The organism is Halomonas getboli, assembly GCF_023094245.1.
GTDB classification, from domain to species: domain Bacteria; phylum Pseudomonadota; class Gammaproteobacteria; order Pseudomonadales; family Halomonadaceae; genus Halomonas; species Halomonas getboli.
This window is the reverse complement of sequence record NZ_JALMEW010000002.1, coordinates 1-15,599: the sequence shown is the minus strand read 5'-3', so window position 1 is coordinate 15,599 and position 15,599 is coordinate 1. Positions and strand designations below refer to the sequence as shown.

The 15,599-nt window shown below is 69.1% G+C and carries 17 protein-coding genes; 16 read left to right on the top strand and 1 reads right to left on the bottom strand.

The features are described from left to right. Positions 1 to 63: 63 nt before the first annotated feature. The 14 genes from urtB to MYL53_RS04925 all read left to right on the top strand — a co-directional run bounded on the left by urtB (position 64) and on the right by MYL53_RS04925 (position 12,842). On the top strand, positions 64 to 1,668 hold the full coding sequence (gene urtB, locus MYL53_RS04990) for an urea ABC transporter permease subunit UrtB (RefSeq protein ID WP_247852432.1): 1,605 nt from the start codon (positions 64 to 66) through the stop codon (positions 1,666 to 1,668). Between the two features lie 3 nt (positions 1,669 to 1,671). Then, positions 1,672 to 2,814, top strand: a complete 1,143-nt coding sequence (urtC, locus tag MYL53_RS04985; protein ID WP_247852429.1) for an urea ABC transporter permease subunit UrtC — start codon at positions 1,672 to 1,674, stop codon at positions 2,812 to 2,814. Beyond that, entirely contained in the window at positions 2,811 to 3,659 is an 849-nt protein-coding gene (urtD, locus tag MYL53_RS04980) for an urea ABC transporter ATP-binding protein UrtD (protein ID WP_247852427.1), read from the top strand. Before urtC ends, urtD begins: the two co-directional genes overlap by 4 nt. After that, positions 3,653 to 4,351 carry an urea ABC transporter ATP-binding subunit UrtE gene (gene urtE / locus MYL53_RS04975; protein WP_247852425.1) on the top strand — a complete coding sequence of 233 codons (699 nt, stop codon included), beginning with the start codon at positions 3,653 to 3,655 and terminating at the stop codon, positions 4,349 to 4,351. The genes urtD and urtE overlap by 7 nt, the downstream gene beginning before the upstream one ends. 278 nt (positions 4,352 to 4,629) lie before the next feature. Continuing rightward, positions 4,630 to 5,535: an urease accessory protein UreD gene (locus tag MYL53_RS04970; RefSeq protein WP_247852423.1), complete on the top strand. Its 906-nt coding sequence runs from the start codon at positions 4,630 to 4,632 to the stop codon at positions 5,533 to 5,535. Between the two features lie 160 nt (positions 5,536 to 5,695). Beyond that, positions 5,696 to 5,998, top strand: coding sequence for an urease subunit gamma (ureA, locus tag MYL53_RS04965; RefSeq protein WP_016854658.1), 303 nt, complete (start codon positions 5,696 to 5,698; stop codon positions 5,996 to 5,998). 90 nt (positions 5,999 to 6,088) lie between these two features. Continuing rightward, positions 6,089 to 6,487, top strand: a complete 399-nt coding sequence (locus MYL53_RS04960; protein ID WP_247852421.1) for an urease subunit beta — start codon at positions 6,089 to 6,091, stop codon at positions 6,485 to 6,487. Beyond that, the gene (ureC, locus tag MYL53_RS04955; RefSeq protein ID WP_247852419.1) at positions 6,484 to 8,217 is read left to right on the top strand and encodes an urease subunit alpha; all 1,734 of its coding nucleotides are present in this window, start codon (positions 6,484 to 6,486) and stop codon (positions 8,215 to 8,217) included. The genes MYL53_RS04960 and ureC overlap by 4 nt, the downstream gene beginning before the upstream one ends. Positions 8,218 to 8,349: 132 nt before the next feature. Continuing rightward, the gene (ureE, locus tag MYL53_RS04950) at positions 8,350 to 8,865 is read left to right on the top strand and encodes an urease accessory protein UreE (RefSeq protein ID WP_247852417.1); all 516 of its coding nucleotides are present in this window, start codon (positions 8,350 to 8,352) and stop codon (positions 8,863 to 8,865) included. Next, positions 8,855 to 9,538 carry an urease accessory protein UreF gene (locus tag MYL53_RS04945; protein WP_247852415.1) on the top strand — a complete coding sequence of 228 codons (684 nt, stop codon included), beginning with the start codon at positions 8,855 to 8,857 and terminating at the stop codon, positions 9,536 to 9,538. The genes ureE and MYL53_RS04945 overlap by 11 nt, the downstream gene beginning before the upstream one ends. A gap of 44 nt (positions 9,539 to 9,582) precedes the next feature. Next, a complete protein-coding gene (ureG, locus tag MYL53_RS04940) occupies positions 9,583 to 10,218 on the top strand; it encodes an urease accessory protein UreG (RefSeq protein WP_247852414.1) in 636 nt (211 codons plus the stop codon). Between the two features lie 32 nt (positions 10,219 to 10,250). Further along, positions 10,251 to 10,844 (top strand): HupE/UreJ family protein, encoded by a 594-nt coding sequence (locus MYL53_RS04935; RefSeq protein WP_247852412.1) that lies wholly within the window; start codon positions 10,251 to 10,253, stop codon positions 10,842 to 10,844. Positions 10,845 to 11,100: 256 nt separating this feature from the next. Beyond that, positions 11,101 to 12,525 carry a phospholipase D family protein gene (locus MYL53_RS04930; RefSeq protein ID WP_247852411.1) on the top strand — a complete coding sequence of 475 codons (1,425 nt, stop codon included), beginning with the start codon at positions 11,101 to 11,103 and terminating at the stop codon, positions 12,523 to 12,525. An 89-nt stretch (positions 12,526 to 12,614) separates the two neighbouring features. After that, positions 12,615 to 12,842 carry a lipopolysaccharide assembly protein LapA domain-containing protein gene (locus MYL53_RS04925; protein ID WP_247852409.1) on the top strand — a complete coding sequence of 76 codons (228 nt, stop codon included), beginning with the start codon at positions 12,615 to 12,617 and terminating at the stop codon, positions 12,840 to 12,842. Positions 12,843 to 12,869: 27 nt separating this feature from the next. Here MYL53_RS04925 and MYL53_RS04920 read toward each other — a convergent pair whose 3' ends face one another. Then, positions 12,870 to 13,802: a YihY/virulence factor BrkB family protein gene (locus tag MYL53_RS04920; protein ID WP_247852408.1), complete on the bottom strand. Its 933-nt coding sequence runs from the start codon at positions 13,800 to 13,802 to the stop codon at positions 12,870 to 12,872. A 192-nt stretch (positions 13,803 to 13,994) separates the two neighbouring features. Between MYL53_RS04920 and apbC the strand changes: the two genes are divergently transcribed. Together apbC and dcd are read left to right on the top strand one after the other, a co-directional pair. After that, on the top strand, positions 13,995 to 14,798 hold the full coding sequence (gene apbC / locus MYL53_RS04915) for an iron-sulfur cluster carrier protein ApbC (RefSeq protein WP_247852986.1): 804 nt from the start codon (positions 13,995 to 13,997) through the stop codon (positions 14,796 to 14,798). Between the two features lie 91 nt (positions 14,799 to 14,889). Beyond that, positions 14,890 to 15,456, top strand: a complete 567-nt coding sequence (gene dcd / locus MYL53_RS04910; RefSeq protein ID WP_016854669.1) for a dCTP deaminase — start codon at positions 14,890 to 14,892, stop codon at positions 15,454 to 15,456. Positions 15,457 to 15,599 lie beyond the last annotated feature (143 nt).

The following is a 15,599-nucleotide window of genomic DNA, read 5'->3' as shown; positions in this document are numbered from 1 at the left end:
CGGGTCGCGCTCGCGGCCCGGGGCCTTCCTTCGATTCTTTCTCCCTACTGACAGGACATGGTCATGAGGACGATTCGCTCCCTCGTGCAGGGGCTGCTGTGCCTGATCGTCGTCTCGCTCGCCGCGCCGGCCGCCCTGGCCGCGCCCGACGACGATGGCCGGGCGCTGCTCGAGGCCCTCGACGTCGATTCCTACGCCGCCAAGGGCGAGGCCGTGACGGCCATCGCCGACAGCGGCCATCCGCAGAGCCGCGCCTGGCTCGAGGCGCTGCTCGACGGCAAGCTGCAGCGCCAGGACGACGGCGGCCGCTTCGTGGTGGTGCTCGCCAATCGCGGCCGCCACTGGCCGGTGCGCGATGCGCTCACCGACGAGGATCTCGGCGAGATGTCGCGCCGCGATCTCGATCGCATCGGCATCAACAATGCGCTGCGCGGCCAGCTGCAGAACACCCTGGCGCTGCTCGACCTCCACGCCCCGGCGGTCTCGGCGCGCCGCGAGGCGGCCCGGGACCTGCTCGGCGAGGTGAGTCCGTCGATGGTCGAGCCGCTGAATGGCCTGGTGGAGAACGAGGCCGACGACGAGGTGCGCCGGCTGCTGACCCAGGCCATCGCCATCCAGCGCCTGGAGCAGGGCGACGTCGGAGCGGTGGAGGCGCTGTCCGGCAGCCTGAATACGTCCGTGCGCTCGGCGCTCAGCGCCGCCGCCCGCAGCGACGACGCGGCCCTGGCCAAGGCCGCCACCGAGGCCCTGGCCGGCATCGAACAGAAGCAGAAGCTGAATGACGGCATCCAGACGCTGTATTTCGGCCTGTCGCTCGGCTCGGTGCTGGTGCTGGCGGCGATCGGCCTGGCCATCACCTTCGGCGTGATGGGCGTGATCAACATGGCCCACGGCGAGCTGATCATGCTCGGCGCCTACACCACCTGGGGCATGCAGCAGCTGCTGCCGGGCCAGCCGGGGCTGGCGCTGGTGCTGTCGATTCCCGCGGGCTTCCTGGTCGCGGCGCTGGCCGGCATCGTCATCGAGCGCAGCGTCATCCAGTTCCTCAAGGGCCGCCCGCTGGAGACCTTGCTGGCCACCTTCGGCGTCAGCCTGATCCTCCAGCAGCTGGTGCGTACCCTGATCTCGCCGCTCAACCGCACGGTGGTCTCGCCGGAGTGGATGAGCGGCTCGCTGATGATCAACGAGGGCCTGTCGCTGACCCTCAACCGCTTGTTCGTGCTGGGCTTCGCGCTGCTGGTGTTCGCCGGCCTGATGCTGGTGATGCGCCGTACCCGGCTGGGCCTGGAAGTGCGCGCCGTGACCCAGAACCGTGCCATGGCGCGCTCGATGGGCATCCGCGCGACCCGGGTCGATATCCTGACCTTCGCGCTGGGCTCCGGCGTGGCCGGCCTCGCCGGCGTGGCGCTGTCGCAGCTGACCAACGTGGGCCCCAACCTCGGTCAGAACTACATCATCGATTCGTTCATGGTGGTGGTGTTCGGCGGCGTGGGGAACCTGTGGGGCACTCTGGTGGCCGGGCTGTCGCTGGGCGTCATCAACCAGGTGCTCGAGCCCTGGGCCGGCGCGGTGCTGGCCAAGATCCTGGTGCTCGTGTTCATCATCCTGTTCATTCAGAAACGCCCCCGCGGACTCTTTCCGCAGAAGGGCCGTGCGGCGGAGGGCTGATCCATGCTGGCTTCGAGATCCTGGCTGTCGCGGCCGTTCCGCGAGCGCTCGACGCAGATATTCCTCGGCGTGCTGCTGGCCGCACTGGCGGTCGTCACGCTGCTCAACCTGATTGTGCCGGCGGGGCATCCGCTGCACGTCTCGACCTATACCGTGACCCTGCTCGGCAAGTACCTGAGCTTCGCGCTGCTGGCGGTGGCGCTGGACCTGGTGTGGGGCTATCTCGGCATCCTCAGCCTCGGCCACGGCGCCTTCTTCGCCCTGGGCGGCTATGCCATGGGCATGTACCTGATGCGCCAGATCGGCGACCGGGGCGTCTATGGCGACCCGGTGCTGCCGGACTTTATGGTGTTTCTCGACTGGGACAGCCTGCCCTGGTACTGGCACGGCTTCGACATGGCGTGGTTCGCCTTCCTGATGGTGCTGCTGGCGCCGGGGCTGCTGGCGCTGGTATTCGGCTTCCTGGCGTTCCGCTCGCGGGTCACCGGGGTCTATCTGTCGATCATCACCCAGGCGCTGACCTTCGCCCTGATGCTGGCCTTCTTCCGCAACGAGATGGGCTTCGGCGGCAACAACGGCCTGACCGACTTCAAGGAGCTGCTGGGCTTCGACCTGCGCAGCGACGCCACGCGGCTGGGGCTGTTCCTGGCCTCTGGGGTGGCGCTGGCGCTGGGCTACGTGCTGTGCCGGGCCATCGTCGCCAGCAAACTGGGGCGGGTCAGCGTGGCCTGTCGCGACGCCGAGGCGCGGACGCGCTTTATCGGCTATCGCGTCGAGCGGGTGCAGCTGTTCGTGTTCGTGGTCTCGGCGATGCTCGCCGGCGTGGCCGGGGCGCTCTACGTGCCCCAGGTCGGCATCATCAATCCCGGCGAGTTCTCGCCGATCTTCTCCATCGAGGTGGTGCTGTGGGTGGCCCTGGGGGGCCGCGGCACGCTCTACGGCGCGGTGATCGGGGCGCTGGTGGTCAACTATGCCAAGACGGTGTTCACCGGGGTGATGCCGGAGGCCTGGCTGTTCGCCCTCGGCGGGCTATTTGTGGTGGTCACGGTGCTGCTGCCGAAGGGCGTGGCCGGCCTGCTGGCGTCGCTGCGCCGCCGGCGCGATGACGGCGCCGTCGAGACACCCGCGCAAGGAGCGAGCTCATGAACCTGCTCAAGGAGATGGCCAGCCGCGATCGCGTCTTCGACTTCATGGCGCCGGCGCGCTCGCCGGTGGACGTGCGCCACGGCCCCATCCTGTATCTGGAGGACGTCAGCGTCAGCTTCGACGGCTTCCGCGCCATCAATGACCTGAACCTGACCATCGATGACGGCGAGCTGCGCTGCATCATAGGCCCCAACGGCGCCGGCAAGACCACCATGATGGACATCATCACCGGCAAGACGCGGCCCGATCACGGCTCGGTGTGGTTCGGCAGCCGCCACGACCTGCTGACCATGAGCGAGCCGCAGATCGCGAGCCTCGGCATCGGCCGCAAGTTCCAGAAGCCGACCGTCTTCGAGGCGCTGACGGTGTTCGAGAACCTGGAGCTCGCCATGGCCGCCGACAAGCGCATCTGGCCAACGCTGACCGCCCGGCTCTCCGGCGAGGCGCGGGACCGCATCGACGAGGTGCTGGTCACCATCGGCCTGACCGCGCACCGCGATCGGCCGGCCGGCATTCTCTCCCACGGCCAGAAGCAGTGGCTGGAGATCGGCATGCTGCTGATGCAGCGGCCGCGGCTGCTGCTGGTCGACGAGCCGGTGGCGGGGATGACCGAACAGGAAATGGAGCGCACCGCCGAACTGCTCACCGGCCTGGCCGGAAAGCAGTCGGTGGTGGTGGTCGAGCACGACATGGGCTTCGTGCGCTCGATCGCGCGCACCGTGACGGTGCTGCACCAGGGCAGCGTGCTGGCCGAGGGCAGCATGGATCAGGTGTCGAGCGACCCCAAGGTGGTCGAGGTCTATCTGGGCACCGAGTCGGACAACACGGAGGACGCCCGATGCTGAGCATTCGCAAACTCGATCAGTACTACGGCGAGAGCCACACTCTGTGGGGCGTCGACCTCGAGATTCCGGCCGGGCAGTGCACCTGCGTGATGGGCCGCAACGGGGTGGGCAAGACCACCCTCATGAAGGCGGTGATGGGCGAGGTCGCGGTGGCCTCGGGCAGCCTGCGCTACGCCGACGACGTGGAGCTGACGAAGAGACGCGTGGAGGATCGCTCGCGGCTCGGCATCGGCTATGTGCCCCAGGGCCGCCAGATCTTCCCGCTGCTGACCGTGGAGGAGAATCTGCGCACCGGCCTGGCGGCCCGCGGCGACGGCGCCAGGCGCATTCCCGAGCGCGTCTACGAGCTGTTTCCGGTGCTCGCCGAGATGCGCCATCGGCGCGGCGGCGATCTCTCCGGCGGCCAGCAGCAGCAGCTGGCCATCGGCCGCGCCCTGGTGCTGGAGCCGAAGCTCCTGATCCTCGACGAGCCGGGGGAGGGCATCCAGCCCAACATCGTCGCTCAGATCGGCGAGGTGATCCGCCGGCTGATCCGCGAGGACGGCCTGACCGTGCTGCTGGTCGAGCAGAAGCTGCCCTTCGCCCGCAAGTATGCCGACCGCTTCGCGATCATGGATCGCGGCCGGCCGGTGGCCGAGGGGGCGATCGACGAGCTCGACGACGAGCTGATCAAGACCCACCTGACCGTCTGACGCCCGCCGCCGGTGTCCGTTGAGGCATCACGCCCGGTTCGACGCTTCGCTCGAACCGGGCCTTTTTGTGCCACATTAGTGCAAGTGAATCTTTCTTGATCGATGACGGTGCGCACCAGGGCCCTGAAACGACTCGCCATGGTGCAGGAAAGCGACTGGATACCGTTTTGTGTACAAAATAAGTCATTGTTTATAAATGACATTTTGGCACATTCACCAGTTTGGTACGTCACTTGCTGCAGGTCTGCCAACAGCCACCTGACCGACAGGACCCGTCGATGACCGCCATTCCGCGTGCCCTCCCGTCGCCCGCCGAGTCGGGCCACCGCTTCGACGGCGAGCGACGCTGGGCGGCGTCGCTGTCGCTGGCCTTCGATGCCCGCGACGATGGCCATACCCGCATGCTCAAGGCCCGCCATCAGGGCCCGCTGCGCGTGCAGCGTCCCTTCTATCCGGAGGCCCCCGACGAGGCGGGCCGCCCCGGCGCCTGCCACGTCTATCTGCTGCATCCGCCCGGCGGGCTGGTCAGCGGCGACGAGCTCGCCATCGAGGCCCGACTTGCGCCCGGAGCCCAGGCGCTGCTCACCACGCCGGCGGCCAACAAGCTCTATCGTGCCGACAGCCAGGGCGTGCGCTGGCATCAGCACACCCGGCTCGGCGTGGCCGAGGACGCGCTGCTGGAGTGGCTGCCCCAGGAGACCATCGCCTTCGATGGCTCGAAGGGCCGCCAGGTGACCGACATCGAGCTGGCCGCCGGGGCGCGCTGCCTGGGCTGGGAGGTGCTGGCGCTGGGGCGGCCGGCGAGCGAGCTGCCCTACGTCTCCGGCGCCATCGAGCAGCGCTTTCGCCTGACCCGCGAGGGGTGCCCGCTGTGGCTGGAGCGCCAGGTGCTGGATCCGACCCATCGCCGTTTCCGCGGCGCCTGGGGGCAGGGCGGCGCCGGCGTCCAGGCGACGCTGTGGGCGGTGGGCCTCGACGACGAGGCTGGCGCGATCGACGCGCTGCGCGAGGCGCTGCCGGCGAGTCGGGAATGGGCGGTGACCGTGCGCCAGGGTGTGCTGCTGCTGCGCTACCTGGGCAATGAACGCAACGTCGCCTGGTCGCTGTGCCGGCGGGCCTGGGAAGTGCTGCGCCCGCGGCTGGCGGGGCGGCCGGCCTGTGAGCCGCGCATCTGGCTGACCTGACGAGGAGCTGGAAGCTCGAAGCGGGAAGCTTGAAGTCTCCTGCCTTCAGATATCGGGGGTCTTCCGGCTTCTCGCTTCCAGGCGCGAAGCGCCGCTCTGCCAGCTGGCAGGCGGGAGTCTGAACACTGAAGGTAAACGACATGCTTTGGGAGCTATCTCGATGGAACTGACCCCGAGAGACAAGGACAAGCTGCTGCTGTTCACCGCCGGCCTGCTGGCCGAGCGGCGCCGCGACCGCGGCCTGAAGCTCAACTATCCGGAGGCCGTGGCGCTGATCAGCTGCGAGATCATGGAGGGCGCCCGCGACGGCCGGAGCGTCGCCGAGCTGATGGGCGCGGGCCGCGAGATCCTCGGCCGCGACGACGTCATGGAGGGCGTGGCCGAGATGGTCGACGAGGTGCAGGTGGAGGCGACGTTCCCCGACGGGACCAAGCTTGTCACCATCCATCATCCCATTGTGTGAGGTGTGGGAGGTGAGGAGTGAGGCGTGAGAAGCCAGATCTCCTTACTCCTTACCCCTCGCCCCCTCACGGCGACTGAAAGGAGCCACGACATGATTCCCGGTGAGTATCGGCTTCAGGACGGTGAGATCGCGCTCTGCGAGGGGCGTGAACGGATCACCCTCGAGGTGGCCAATACCGGCGACCGCCCGGTGCAGATCGGTTCCCACTATCACTTCGCCGAGGCCAACCCGGCGCTGGTCTTCGATCGCGACCGGGCGCGCGGACGGCGCCTGGACGTGGCCGCGGGCACGGCGATCCGCTTCGAGCCCGGCCAGTCCCGGGAGGTGACGCTGATCCCGTTCGTCGGCCATCGGCGCATCTACGGTTTTCGCGGCGACGTCATGGGTGAGCTCTCCATCGCTCCCGAAGCCGAGCGTAATGCCTCTACCGCGCCCGACGACGCGCGAACCCCGTCATCCCGCGATGCCGATCAAGGAGAGTCGTCATGACTGATAACGCGCCCAACACCACTCCCAGCAAGATCAGTCGCCGGGCCTACGCCGACATGTACGGCCCCACGGTGGGCGACCGCGTGCGCCTGGGCGACACCGAGCTGTGGATCGAGGTCGAGCGCGACGCCACCCACTACGGCGACGAGGTGAAGTTCGGCGGCGGCAAGGTGATCCGCGACGGCATGGGCCAGAGCCAGCGCGTGGACGGCGCGGTCATGGACACCGTCATCACCAACGCTCTGATTCTCGACTGGTGGGGCATCGTCAAGGCTGACGTGGGCCTCCAGGGCGGGCGCATCGCGGCCATCGGCAAGGCCGGCAACCCGGACACCCAGCCCGACGTGGAGATCGTCGTCGGCCCCGGTACCGAGGTGATCGCGGGCGAGGGCAAGATCCTCACCGCCGGCAGCATCGACGCCCACATCCACTTCATCTGCCCGCAGCAGGTGGAGGAGGCGCTGGCCAGCGGCGTGACCACCATGCTCGGCGGCGGCACCGGCCCCGCCACCGGCTCGAACGCCACCACCTGCACCCCGGGCGCCTGGCACCTGGGCAAGATGCTGCAGGCGATCGACACCCTGCCGATGAACATCGGCCTGCTCGGCAAGGGCAACGCCAGCCTGCCCGAGGCGCTGGAGGCCCAGCTCGAGGCCGGCGCCATGGGCCTCAAGCTGCACGAGGACTGGGGCACCACGCCGGCCTCGATCGACACCTGCCTGTCGGTGGCCGAGCGCTATGACGTGCAGATCGCCATCCATACCGACACCCTCAACGAGTCGGGCTTCGTCGAGGACACCCTGGGGGCGTTCAAGGAACGCGCCATCCACACCTATCACACCGAGGGCGCCGGGGGCGGCCACGCGCCGGACATCCTGACCGCCTGCGCCAGGCCCTACGTGCTGCCGTCGTCGACCAACCCGACCCGGCCTTATACCGTTAACACCATCGACGAGCATCTCGACATGCTGATGGTGTGCCACCACCTCGACCCGAACATCCCCGAGGACGTGGCCTTCGCCGACTCGCGCATTCGCCGCGAGACCATCGCCGCCGAGGACATCCTCCACGACCTGGGGGTGATCTCGATGATCGCCTCGGACTCCCAGGCGATGGGGCGGGTCGGCGAGGTGATCTGCCGCACCTGGCAGACCGCCCACAAGATGAAGATCCAGCGCGGCCTGCTGCCCGAGGACGAGGCGCTCGGCGCCGACAACTTCCGCGCCAAACGCTATATCGCCAAGACCACCATCAATCCGGCCATCACCCACGGCATCGGCCACGAGGTGGGCTCCGTGGAGGTCGGCAAGCTGGCCGACCTGGTGCTGTGGGACCCGGCCTTCTTCGGCGTCAAGCCGGCGCTGATCCTCAAGGGCGGCATGATCGCCGCCGCGCCGATGGGCGATCCCAACGCCTCGATCCCGACCCCGCAGCCGGTGCACTACCGGCCGATGTTCGGCGCCTTCGGCCGTGCGGCGAGCGCTACCCGGGTGACCTTCGTCAGCCAGGCGGCGCTGGATGCGGGTATCAAGGAGCGGCTGGGGCTCGACAGCGAGCTGGTGGCCTGCAAGAACGTGCGCGAGGTGCGCAAGGGCGACATGAAGCTCAACGACGCCTGCCCCGAGCTCAGCGTCGACCCGCAGACCTACGAGGTGCGCTGCGACGGCGAACTGCTGACCTGCGAGCCGCTGGCCGAGCTGCCGCTGGCCCAGCGCTATCACCTGTTTTGAGCGGAGCGGTGAGGAGTGAGGGGCAATGAGTGAGGGGCAAGGGGCAAGGGGCAAGGGGCAAGGGGTGAGGAGTGAGGAGAACACCTCGCTCCTTACACCTCACTCCTTACACCGACAACCAAGGACATCGTCATGTGGACACTGAACCAACGCCTGGGGCCGGTCGCGGCGAGCGCCGCCGTCGATACCCTGACCCTCGACTACGCGACCCGCACCCGCGGGCGCTTCAAGGCCGTCTCCGACGCCGGCCGGGAGGTCGGGATCTTCCTCGACCGCGGGCCGGTGCTGCGCCACGGCGACGGGCTGAGCGGCGAGGACGGCCAGACGATCCGCGTCCAGGCCGCCGTGGAGCCGGTGGTCACCGCGCGCCTCGAGGCCGGCCTGCCGCTGGCGCGGTTGAGCTATCACCTGGGCAACCGCCACGTGCAGCTCGCCATCGGCGCCGACGCCGATGCGGACTCTACCGGTCTGGGCTGGGTGCGCTTCCCGCCGGATCACGTGCTGGAAGCGCTGGCCGAGCGCCTGGGCGCGCGGCTCGAGCACCACGCCGCGCCCTTCGATCCCGAGCCCGGCGCCTATGCCCGCGCCGGGGAGGGCGGCCATCACCATCATCACGGCCACCACCATGGGCATGACCATGCCCACTGAGTCGAGCGACGATCTGGCGCTGCTGGGGCTGATGCAGCTGGTCAGCCCGGCGCTGCCGATCGGCGCCTTCGCCTGGTCCCAGGGCCTGGAAAGCGCCTTCGAACTCGACTGGGTGCGCGGCGAGGACGATCTCGGCGAGTGGCTGGAAGGCGTGCTCGACGACGGCCTCGCGCGCTGCGAGCTGCCGGCCCTGGCGCGCTTCATGGCGGCCTGGGCCGAGGACGACGTCGAGGCGCTCGAGCACTGGAACGGCTGGCTCGCCGCCACCCGCGAGACCGCCGAACTGGCCGCCGAGGAGGCGCGCCTCGGCAGTGCCCTGACGCGGCTGGTCACGAGCCTCGGGCTGACGCCGCCCGAGCCGTCGCGCCTCAACGGCATGGGCTATGTCGGCGTCTTCGCCTGGCTGGCGCTGGCCCGGGGCGTGACGCCGCGTCAGGCGCTGCTCGGCTTTGCCTGGGCCTGGCTCGAGAACCAGCTCGCCGTGGCCTGCAAGGCGCTGCCGCTCGGCCACACCGCCGCCCAGCGGCTGATCGAGCGCCTGCGTCCGGCGCTGGTGGCGGCGACGGACGCGGCTCTCGAATGCGACGACGACGAACTCGGGCCGATGCTGCCCGGCCTGGCCCTGGCCAGCGCCCAGCATGAGACCCAGTACTCGCGCCTGTTCCGCAGCTAGTGCAACGAAGAAAAGAACCCGAATCCCGACGAGGAGACAACGAGATGACCCATTGCCTGCGTATCGGCGTCGGCGGCCCGGTGGGCTCCGGCAAGACGGCGCTGCTCAAGCAGCTGTGCCGGGCCCTGCGCGATCACTACGATATCGCCGTGGTCACCAATGATATCTACACCCGCGAGGATGCCGACTTCCTGACCCGCCACGAGGCGCTGCCGGCGGATCGCATCCTCGGCGTCGAGACCGGCGGCTGCCCGCATACCGCCATCCGCGAGGACGCCTCGATGAACCTCGCCGCCATCGACGACCTCCAGGCGCGCCACCCCAGGCTCGAGCTGGTGCTGGTCGAGTCCGGCGGCGACAACCTCTCGGCGACCTTCAGCCCCGAGCTCTCGGACCTCACGCTCTACGTGATCGATGTCTCTGCCGGCGACAAGATCCCGCGCAAGGGTGGGCCGGGCATCACCAAGTCGGATCTCTTGATCATCAACAAGATCGACATCGCCGAGCAGGTCCACGCCTCGCTCGCGGTGATGGAGCGCGACTCGAAGATGATGCGCGGCGAGCGGCCCTTCGTGTTCACCAACCTGCACGACGGGGTCGGCCTCGAGGAGATCATCGCCTTCATCCTCGACCGCGGCATGCTGCCGGAGCGCCGGCCCCAGCACGCCGGCGCCGACTGAATCCCTCTACTCATCACGGCAAGGAGATCGCCATGACATTGTCTTCCCTCTTTCACTCGCGCGCCCTGGGCGCCGCCGCCCTGATGCTGGTGGCCGGCAGCGCCTGGGCCCATCCCGGCCACGGAGTCGCCGGCGGTGGCTTTGTGGCGGGCCTCGGCCACCCGCTGTTCGGCCTCGACCATCTGCTGGCGATGCTGGCCATCGGCCTGTTCAGCATGCGTCAGTCGGCCGCGATGGGCCGCGTCGTGCCGCTGCTGGCGGTGGGCGGCATGCTGCTCGGCGCCGGCCTGGCCTGGGCCGGCGTGGCGCTGCCGGGCGTGGAGTTCGGCATCGCCATGAGCGTGCTGCTGGCCGGCGTGCTGGTCGCGGCCCTGGCCCGGGTGCCCGCGGCGCTGGGCAGCGTCGCCGTGGTCGCCTTCATGGTCTTCCACGGCCATGCCCACGCCGCCGAGATGCCTCACGGGGCCAGCACCCTGCTGTACCTGGCCGGCTTCAGCCTGGCGACCCTGGCCCTGACCGTTGCCGGCCGCCGCATCGCCGGCTGGCTGATGACCCGCGAGCAGCGGGTGCTGCGTGGCCTGGGCGCGGCCATCGCCGCCATGGGCGCGCTGTTCGCCGTCGGCTGATCGCCTGTCCCAGGATGTCTTCGCGCCCGGCCTCGTGCCGGGCGCGCTGCGTTTGGGCTGCTGCGTAAGAGGCGCTGTACTAGGGCGCGGTGCTCGGCGCGCTGTAGTGAGGAGCGCGGTGTCCGGTGCGCTGTATCAGGGGCGCGCTGCGTCGAAGCCGGTCCCACGCTATGCTGGCGGCGATAGGCGAGGGCGATGGTGACCTCGATGGCTGCCAGGGAGGCACGACATGAGAAGCGGGACGAGGAGACGACGGATGTGGCCATGGTGGCTAGGGTGGCTGCTGCTGGCGTGGCTGGCCATGGGCGTCTGGCAGCGCTACAAGCCGCTGCCGGAGGGCGTCGGCCAGGCCCATCCGCTGCGCGTGGCCGAATCGCCGCGGCTGCTGACCGACGAGACCTGGTACGACGCCGCGGGTGAGCGCCATCGCCGCCAGGCGATCTTCGACGAGGCGCTGGCGATGATCGGCCAGGCTCGGCGCCTGGTGGTGGTCGACATGTTCCTGTTCAACGACTTCGCCGGGGCGGCCGACGGGGTCGACTTCCGCCCGCTGTCGGAGGAGCTCACCGAGGCGCTGGTCCGCCAGCGGCGCCGTCATCCCGAGTTGCGTGCCATCCTGATCACCGATCCGCTGAACACCCTCTACGGCGGCCTCGAGCTCGACCACCTCGAGCGCCTGCGCCAAGCCGGCGTGGAGGTGGCGATCACCGAGCTGAATCGACTGCGGGCCTCCAATCCGCTGTGGACGGGGCTGTGGCAGCTGGGGCCGCGCTGGCTGGGCAATCAGGCCTCCGCCGGCTGGCTGCCCAATGTCCTGGGGCCGGGGGAAGTCACCCTACGCAGCTATCTGGCGCTGGCCAACGTCAAGGCCAACCACCGCAAGACGCTGGTGGTGGACCGGGGCGACGGCTGGGCGGGGCTGGTGACCTCGGCCAACCCCCACGATGCCAGCAGTCTGCACGGCAACGTGGCGCTGCGCGTCGAGGGCGCGGTGGCCCTCGATCTGCTGGCCTCGGAGCGGGCGGTGGCGGGCTGGTCCGGCGTCACCGTGCCCGGGCCCGCGCCGCCGCCCGCCGAGGACGACCTGCCCGGCGCTCGCCTGCAGCTGCTGACCGAGGGCGCGATCCGCGATGCGCTGGTCACCGCCGTGGAGCGGGCCGGGGAGGGCGATCGCCTCGACGTGGCGGTGTTCTATCTGGCCCACCGCGAGCTGATCGAGGCGCTGATCGCGGCGCGTCGGCGCGGCGCCGAGGTGCGGGTGCTGCTCGATCCCAATCGCGAGGCCTTCGGCATCGACAAGGGCGGTATTCCCAATCGGCCGGTGGCCGACGAGCTGGTCGCGGCCGGCATCCCGGTGCGCTGGTGCGCCACCCGCGGCGAGCAGTGCCACACCAAGCTGTTGATGCGATGCCGCGCCGACGGCGGCGAGGTCGAGCTGATCCTGGGGTCGGCCAACTTCACCCGCCGCAACCTCGACGATCTGAACCTGGAAACCAGCGTGCGGCTGCTGGGCCCGCCGAGCCTGCCGGCGCTGGCCGACGCCGAGGCGTTCTTCGCCCGCCGCTGGCGCTCCACGCCGGAACGCACCACCAGTAGGCCCTATGACGAATCCGACGCCGCCGGGACGGTCGATGTCTGGCGCTACCGGCTGATGGAGGCCTCGGGGCTCTCGACGTTCTGAACGTTGGCCATTCGGCTTTGACAGCCTCGCCGCCGCCGACCAGCTTTAAGCTGCCTGCGGGCGATCCGAGATCACAAGGGAGAAAGGGCATGGAACGGTTCTGGCTAGGCGTGAAACTGGTGCTGCTGGCGCTGGTGGTGATACTGATCGTGCAGAATCTGAACCTGGTCCAGGTGCGCCTGCTGACCTGGAGCTTCTCGATGCCGCTGGCGTTGCTGATCGCGGCCCTCTACCTGCTGGGCATGGTCAGCGGCCGCAGCCTGATGGGGCTGGTGCGGCGTCTGCGTGGCCAGCAGGGGCACGCCAAGCATCGCTGAGGCGCCGAAGACTGGGGCGGTCATCGGCTACTCGACGCGGGTGATCGCCTGATGCCGTGAGTCCAGATGCCACGGCAGGCCCAGGCGGGCGTTGCGCTCCAGCTCGGCGATCACCTGGGCGCCGAGCAGCAGGATGATGGCGCCGACTTCCAGGGTCAGCAGCACCACGATCAGCGTCGCCAGCGAGCCGTAGACGGCGTTGACGAACGACAGATGGGCGAAGTAGTAGACCAGCAGCAGGCGGGCACCCTCCCACAGCAGGGCGGCAACGAAGCCGCCCACCAGGGCGCGCCTGAGCGCCACCTTGACCACCGGCATCACCTTGTAGATGGCGCTGAACAGCAGGAACACGCCGGCGAAGCTGGTCAGGTTCAGCGCCGTGTTCGAGAGCCCCGCCAGCGGCAGCTCCCTGCCCAGCAGCGCCATCCACAGCGTATTGACCGCATCCGCCAGGCTGACCAGCAGCGTCAGGCCCATCAGCCCCGCGCCCAGCACCACCATGAAGGCGTAGGGCATCAGCACCGAGACCCAGGCCGAGCGCCCGACGTGAGCGTCAGGGGCGTGGAAGATGATCGCCAGGGCGTCCTCCAGCATGCGAAAGGCGAAGGAGCTGAACACCAGCAGCACCGGCAGGCCCAGAATGCCGATCGCCTCGCGCGAGTCGAGCAGCGAGCGCACGGCGTCGAGCAGCACTTCGGCGTGGGCAGGCGCCAGATGCCGCGCCTGGATGGACAGCAGGGTGAGCAGCTGTTGTTCGTCGACCACCCGCGCGAGCAGGACCACCATCACCGCGAACAGCGGTACCACCGACAGCAGGATGTTGTAGCCCACGCCGCCGGCCAGCAGGATGCCGCGATTGCGCAGGAAGGCGCCGAGCACGCGCCATACGAAGCTCAGTACCCGCCGGGTGTGGCGGAAATGGCGGGACGATGAAGTGGCGCTGGCGGGAGGCGGTGTCATGGCGGGGCCGGGTCGAGGAAGTCTGACGGCATGATAGGCCGCTCGACGGCGTTGGCGTCAATCCCGTGCCGCCTTCGCTCGATGTCGTCCTGAAGCAGCGGGATGGCATTCACCGGCCGCCGGGACGGCGGGTATACTGACGGCCTGAGCCGCCCGGGCGGCCATCCCAACCGAGGTAAGGAGCAAGTCGTGATCGAAGGGGTCAAGCACATCGTCGCCGTGGCGTCCGGCAAGGGCGGAGTGGGCAAGTCCACCGTCACCGCCAACCTGGCGCTGGCCATGGCCGCCGAGGGCTATCGCGTGGGCGTTCTGGACGCCGATATCCACGGCCCCAGCCAGGCCAAGATGCTCGGCGTGGCCGAGGGCGCACGCCCCGAGGCGGCGGGCGAGAAGACCATGAAGCCGCTGCGGGCCCACGGTCTGCAGGTCATGTCCATGGCGTTCCTGATCGATACCCGCGAGCCCACCGTGTGGCGCGGCCCGATGGTCGCCGGCGCCTTCCAGCAGCTGCTGACCCAGACCGTGTGGGACGATCTGGACGTGCTGTTCGTCGACATGCCCCCGGGCACCGGCGACATCCAGCTGACGCTGGCCCAGAAGGTGCCGGTGGACGGCGCGGTGATCGTCACCACACCCCAGGACATCGCGCTGCTGGACGCGCGCAAGGGCATCGAGATGTTCCGCAAGGTCAACGTGCCGGTGTTCGGCGTGGTGGAGAACATGAGCCTGCACGTGTGCTCGAACTGTGGTCACAGCGAGCCGATCTTCGGCGAGGGCGGCGGCGAGCGCATTGCCGGGGAATACGACACCCGCGTGCTGGGCCAGCTGCCACTGACGCTGACGATCCGCGAGCAGGCCGACGGCGGCGAGCCCACCGTGGTTGCCGAGCCGGACGGCGAGATCACCGCCAGCTTCCGTGCCATGGCCCGTCAGGTGGCCGAGCAGCTCGAGGGCGCCTCGCCCGACGCGGGGCCGGCGATCTCGTTCAGCGACTGAGGCCGCCGGCGGGGAGAACCGTGACGCCTGCCCCCGGGGCCGCTATCATGGCGGCCCCTATTCGTTTCGATTCCACCCAGCAGGACGACCCATGAGCATCAAATCCGACCACTGGATCCGCCGCATGGCCGAGCGGGAAGGCATGATCGAGCCCTTCGAGGCCGACCAGGTGCGCTATGTGAACGATCGGCGGGTGATCTCCTACGGGACGTCCAGCTACGGCTACGACGTACGCTGCGCCGACGAGTTCAAGGTGTTCACCAACATCCACTCGGCGGTGGTCGACCCCAAGGGCTTCGACGACAACAGCTTCGTCGACGTCAAGGGCGACGTCTGCGTGATCCCGCCCAACTCCTTCGCCCTGGCGCGCACCGTGGAGTACTTCCGCATTCCGCGCAGCGTGCTGACCATCTGCCTCGGCAAGTCGACCTATGCCCGCTGCGGCATCATCGTCAACGTCACGCCGCTGGAGCCGGAGTGGGAAGGGCACGTGACCCTGGAGTTCTCCAACACCACCAACCTGCCGGCCAAGATCTACGCCAACGAGGGCGTGGCCCAGATGCTGTTCCTGGAGTCCGACGAGGTCTGCGCGACTTCCTACAAGGACCGCGGCGGCAAGTACATGGGGCAGAGAGGCGTGACCCTGCCCCGAACCTGAGCACCGGTTAGACGGAAAGCGCCGAGCTACAAGCGCCGAGCTACAAGCGCCGAGCTACAAGCGCCGAGCTACAAGCGCCGAGCTACAAGCGCCGAGCTACAAGCGCCGAGCTACAAGCGCCGAGCTACAAGCGCCGAGCTACA

Excerpts from the sequence above, each read along its gene's own strand:
- urtB (WP_247852432.1), top strand. The coding sequence starts at position 64 with ATGAGGACGATTCGCTCCCTCGTGCAGGGGCTGCTGTGCCTGATCGTC.
- urtC (WP_247852429.1), top strand. The coding sequence starts at position 1,672 with ATGCTGGCTTCGAGATCCTGGCTGTCGCGGCCGTTCCGCGAGCGCTCG.
- urtD (WP_247852427.1), top strand. The coding sequence starts at position 2,811 with ATGAACCTGCTCAAGGAGATGGCCAGCCGCGATCGCGTCTTCGACTTC.
- urtE (WP_247852425.1), top strand. The coding sequence starts at position 3,653 with ATGCTGAGCATTCGCAAACTCGATCAGTACTACGGCGAGAGCCACACT.
- MYL53_RS04970 (WP_247852423.1), top strand. The coding sequence starts at position 4,630 with ATGACCGCCATTCCGCGTGCCCTCCCGTCGCCCGCCGAGTCGGGCCAC.
- ureA (WP_016854658.1), top strand. The coding sequence starts at position 5,696 with ATGGAACTGACCCCGAGAGACAAGGACAAGCTGCTGCTGTTCACCGCC.
- MYL53_RS04960 (WP_247852421.1), top strand. The coding sequence starts at position 6,089 with ATGATTCCCGGTGAGTATCGGCTTCAGGACGGTGAGATCGCGCTCTGC.
- ureC (WP_247852419.1), top strand. The coding sequence starts at position 6,484 with ATGACTGATAACGCGCCCAACACCACTCCCAGCAAGATCAGTCGCCGG.
- ureE (WP_247852417.1), top strand. The coding sequence starts at position 8,350 with ATGTGGACACTGAACCAACGCCTGGGGCCGGTCGCGGCGAGCGCCGCC.
- MYL53_RS04945 (WP_247852415.1), top strand. The coding sequence starts at position 8,855 with ATGCCCACTGAGTCGAGCGACGATCTGGCGCTGCTGGGGCTGATGCAG.
- ureG (WP_247852414.1), top strand. The coding sequence starts at position 9,583 with ATGACCCATTGCCTGCGTATCGGCGTCGGCGGCCCGGTGGGCTCCGGC.
- MYL53_RS04935 (WP_247852412.1), top strand. The coding sequence starts at position 10,251 with ATGACATTGTCTTCCCTCTTTCACTCGCGCGCCCTGGGCGCCGCCGCC.
- MYL53_RS04930 (WP_247852411.1), top strand. The coding sequence starts at position 11,101 with ATGTGGCCATGGTGGCTAGGGTGGCTGCTGCTGGCGTGGCTGGCCATG.
- MYL53_RS04925 (WP_247852409.1), top strand. The coding sequence starts at position 12,615 with ATGGAACGGTTCTGGCTAGGCGTGAAACTGGTGCTGCTGGCGCTGGTG.
- MYL53_RS04920 (WP_247852408.1), bottom strand. The coding sequence starts at position 13,802 with ATGACACCGCCTCCCGCCAGCGCCACTTCATCGTCCCGCCATTTCCGC.
- dcd (WP_016854669.1), top strand. The coding sequence starts at position 14,890 with ATGAGCATCAAATCCGACCACTGGATCCGCCGCATGGCCGAGCGGGAA.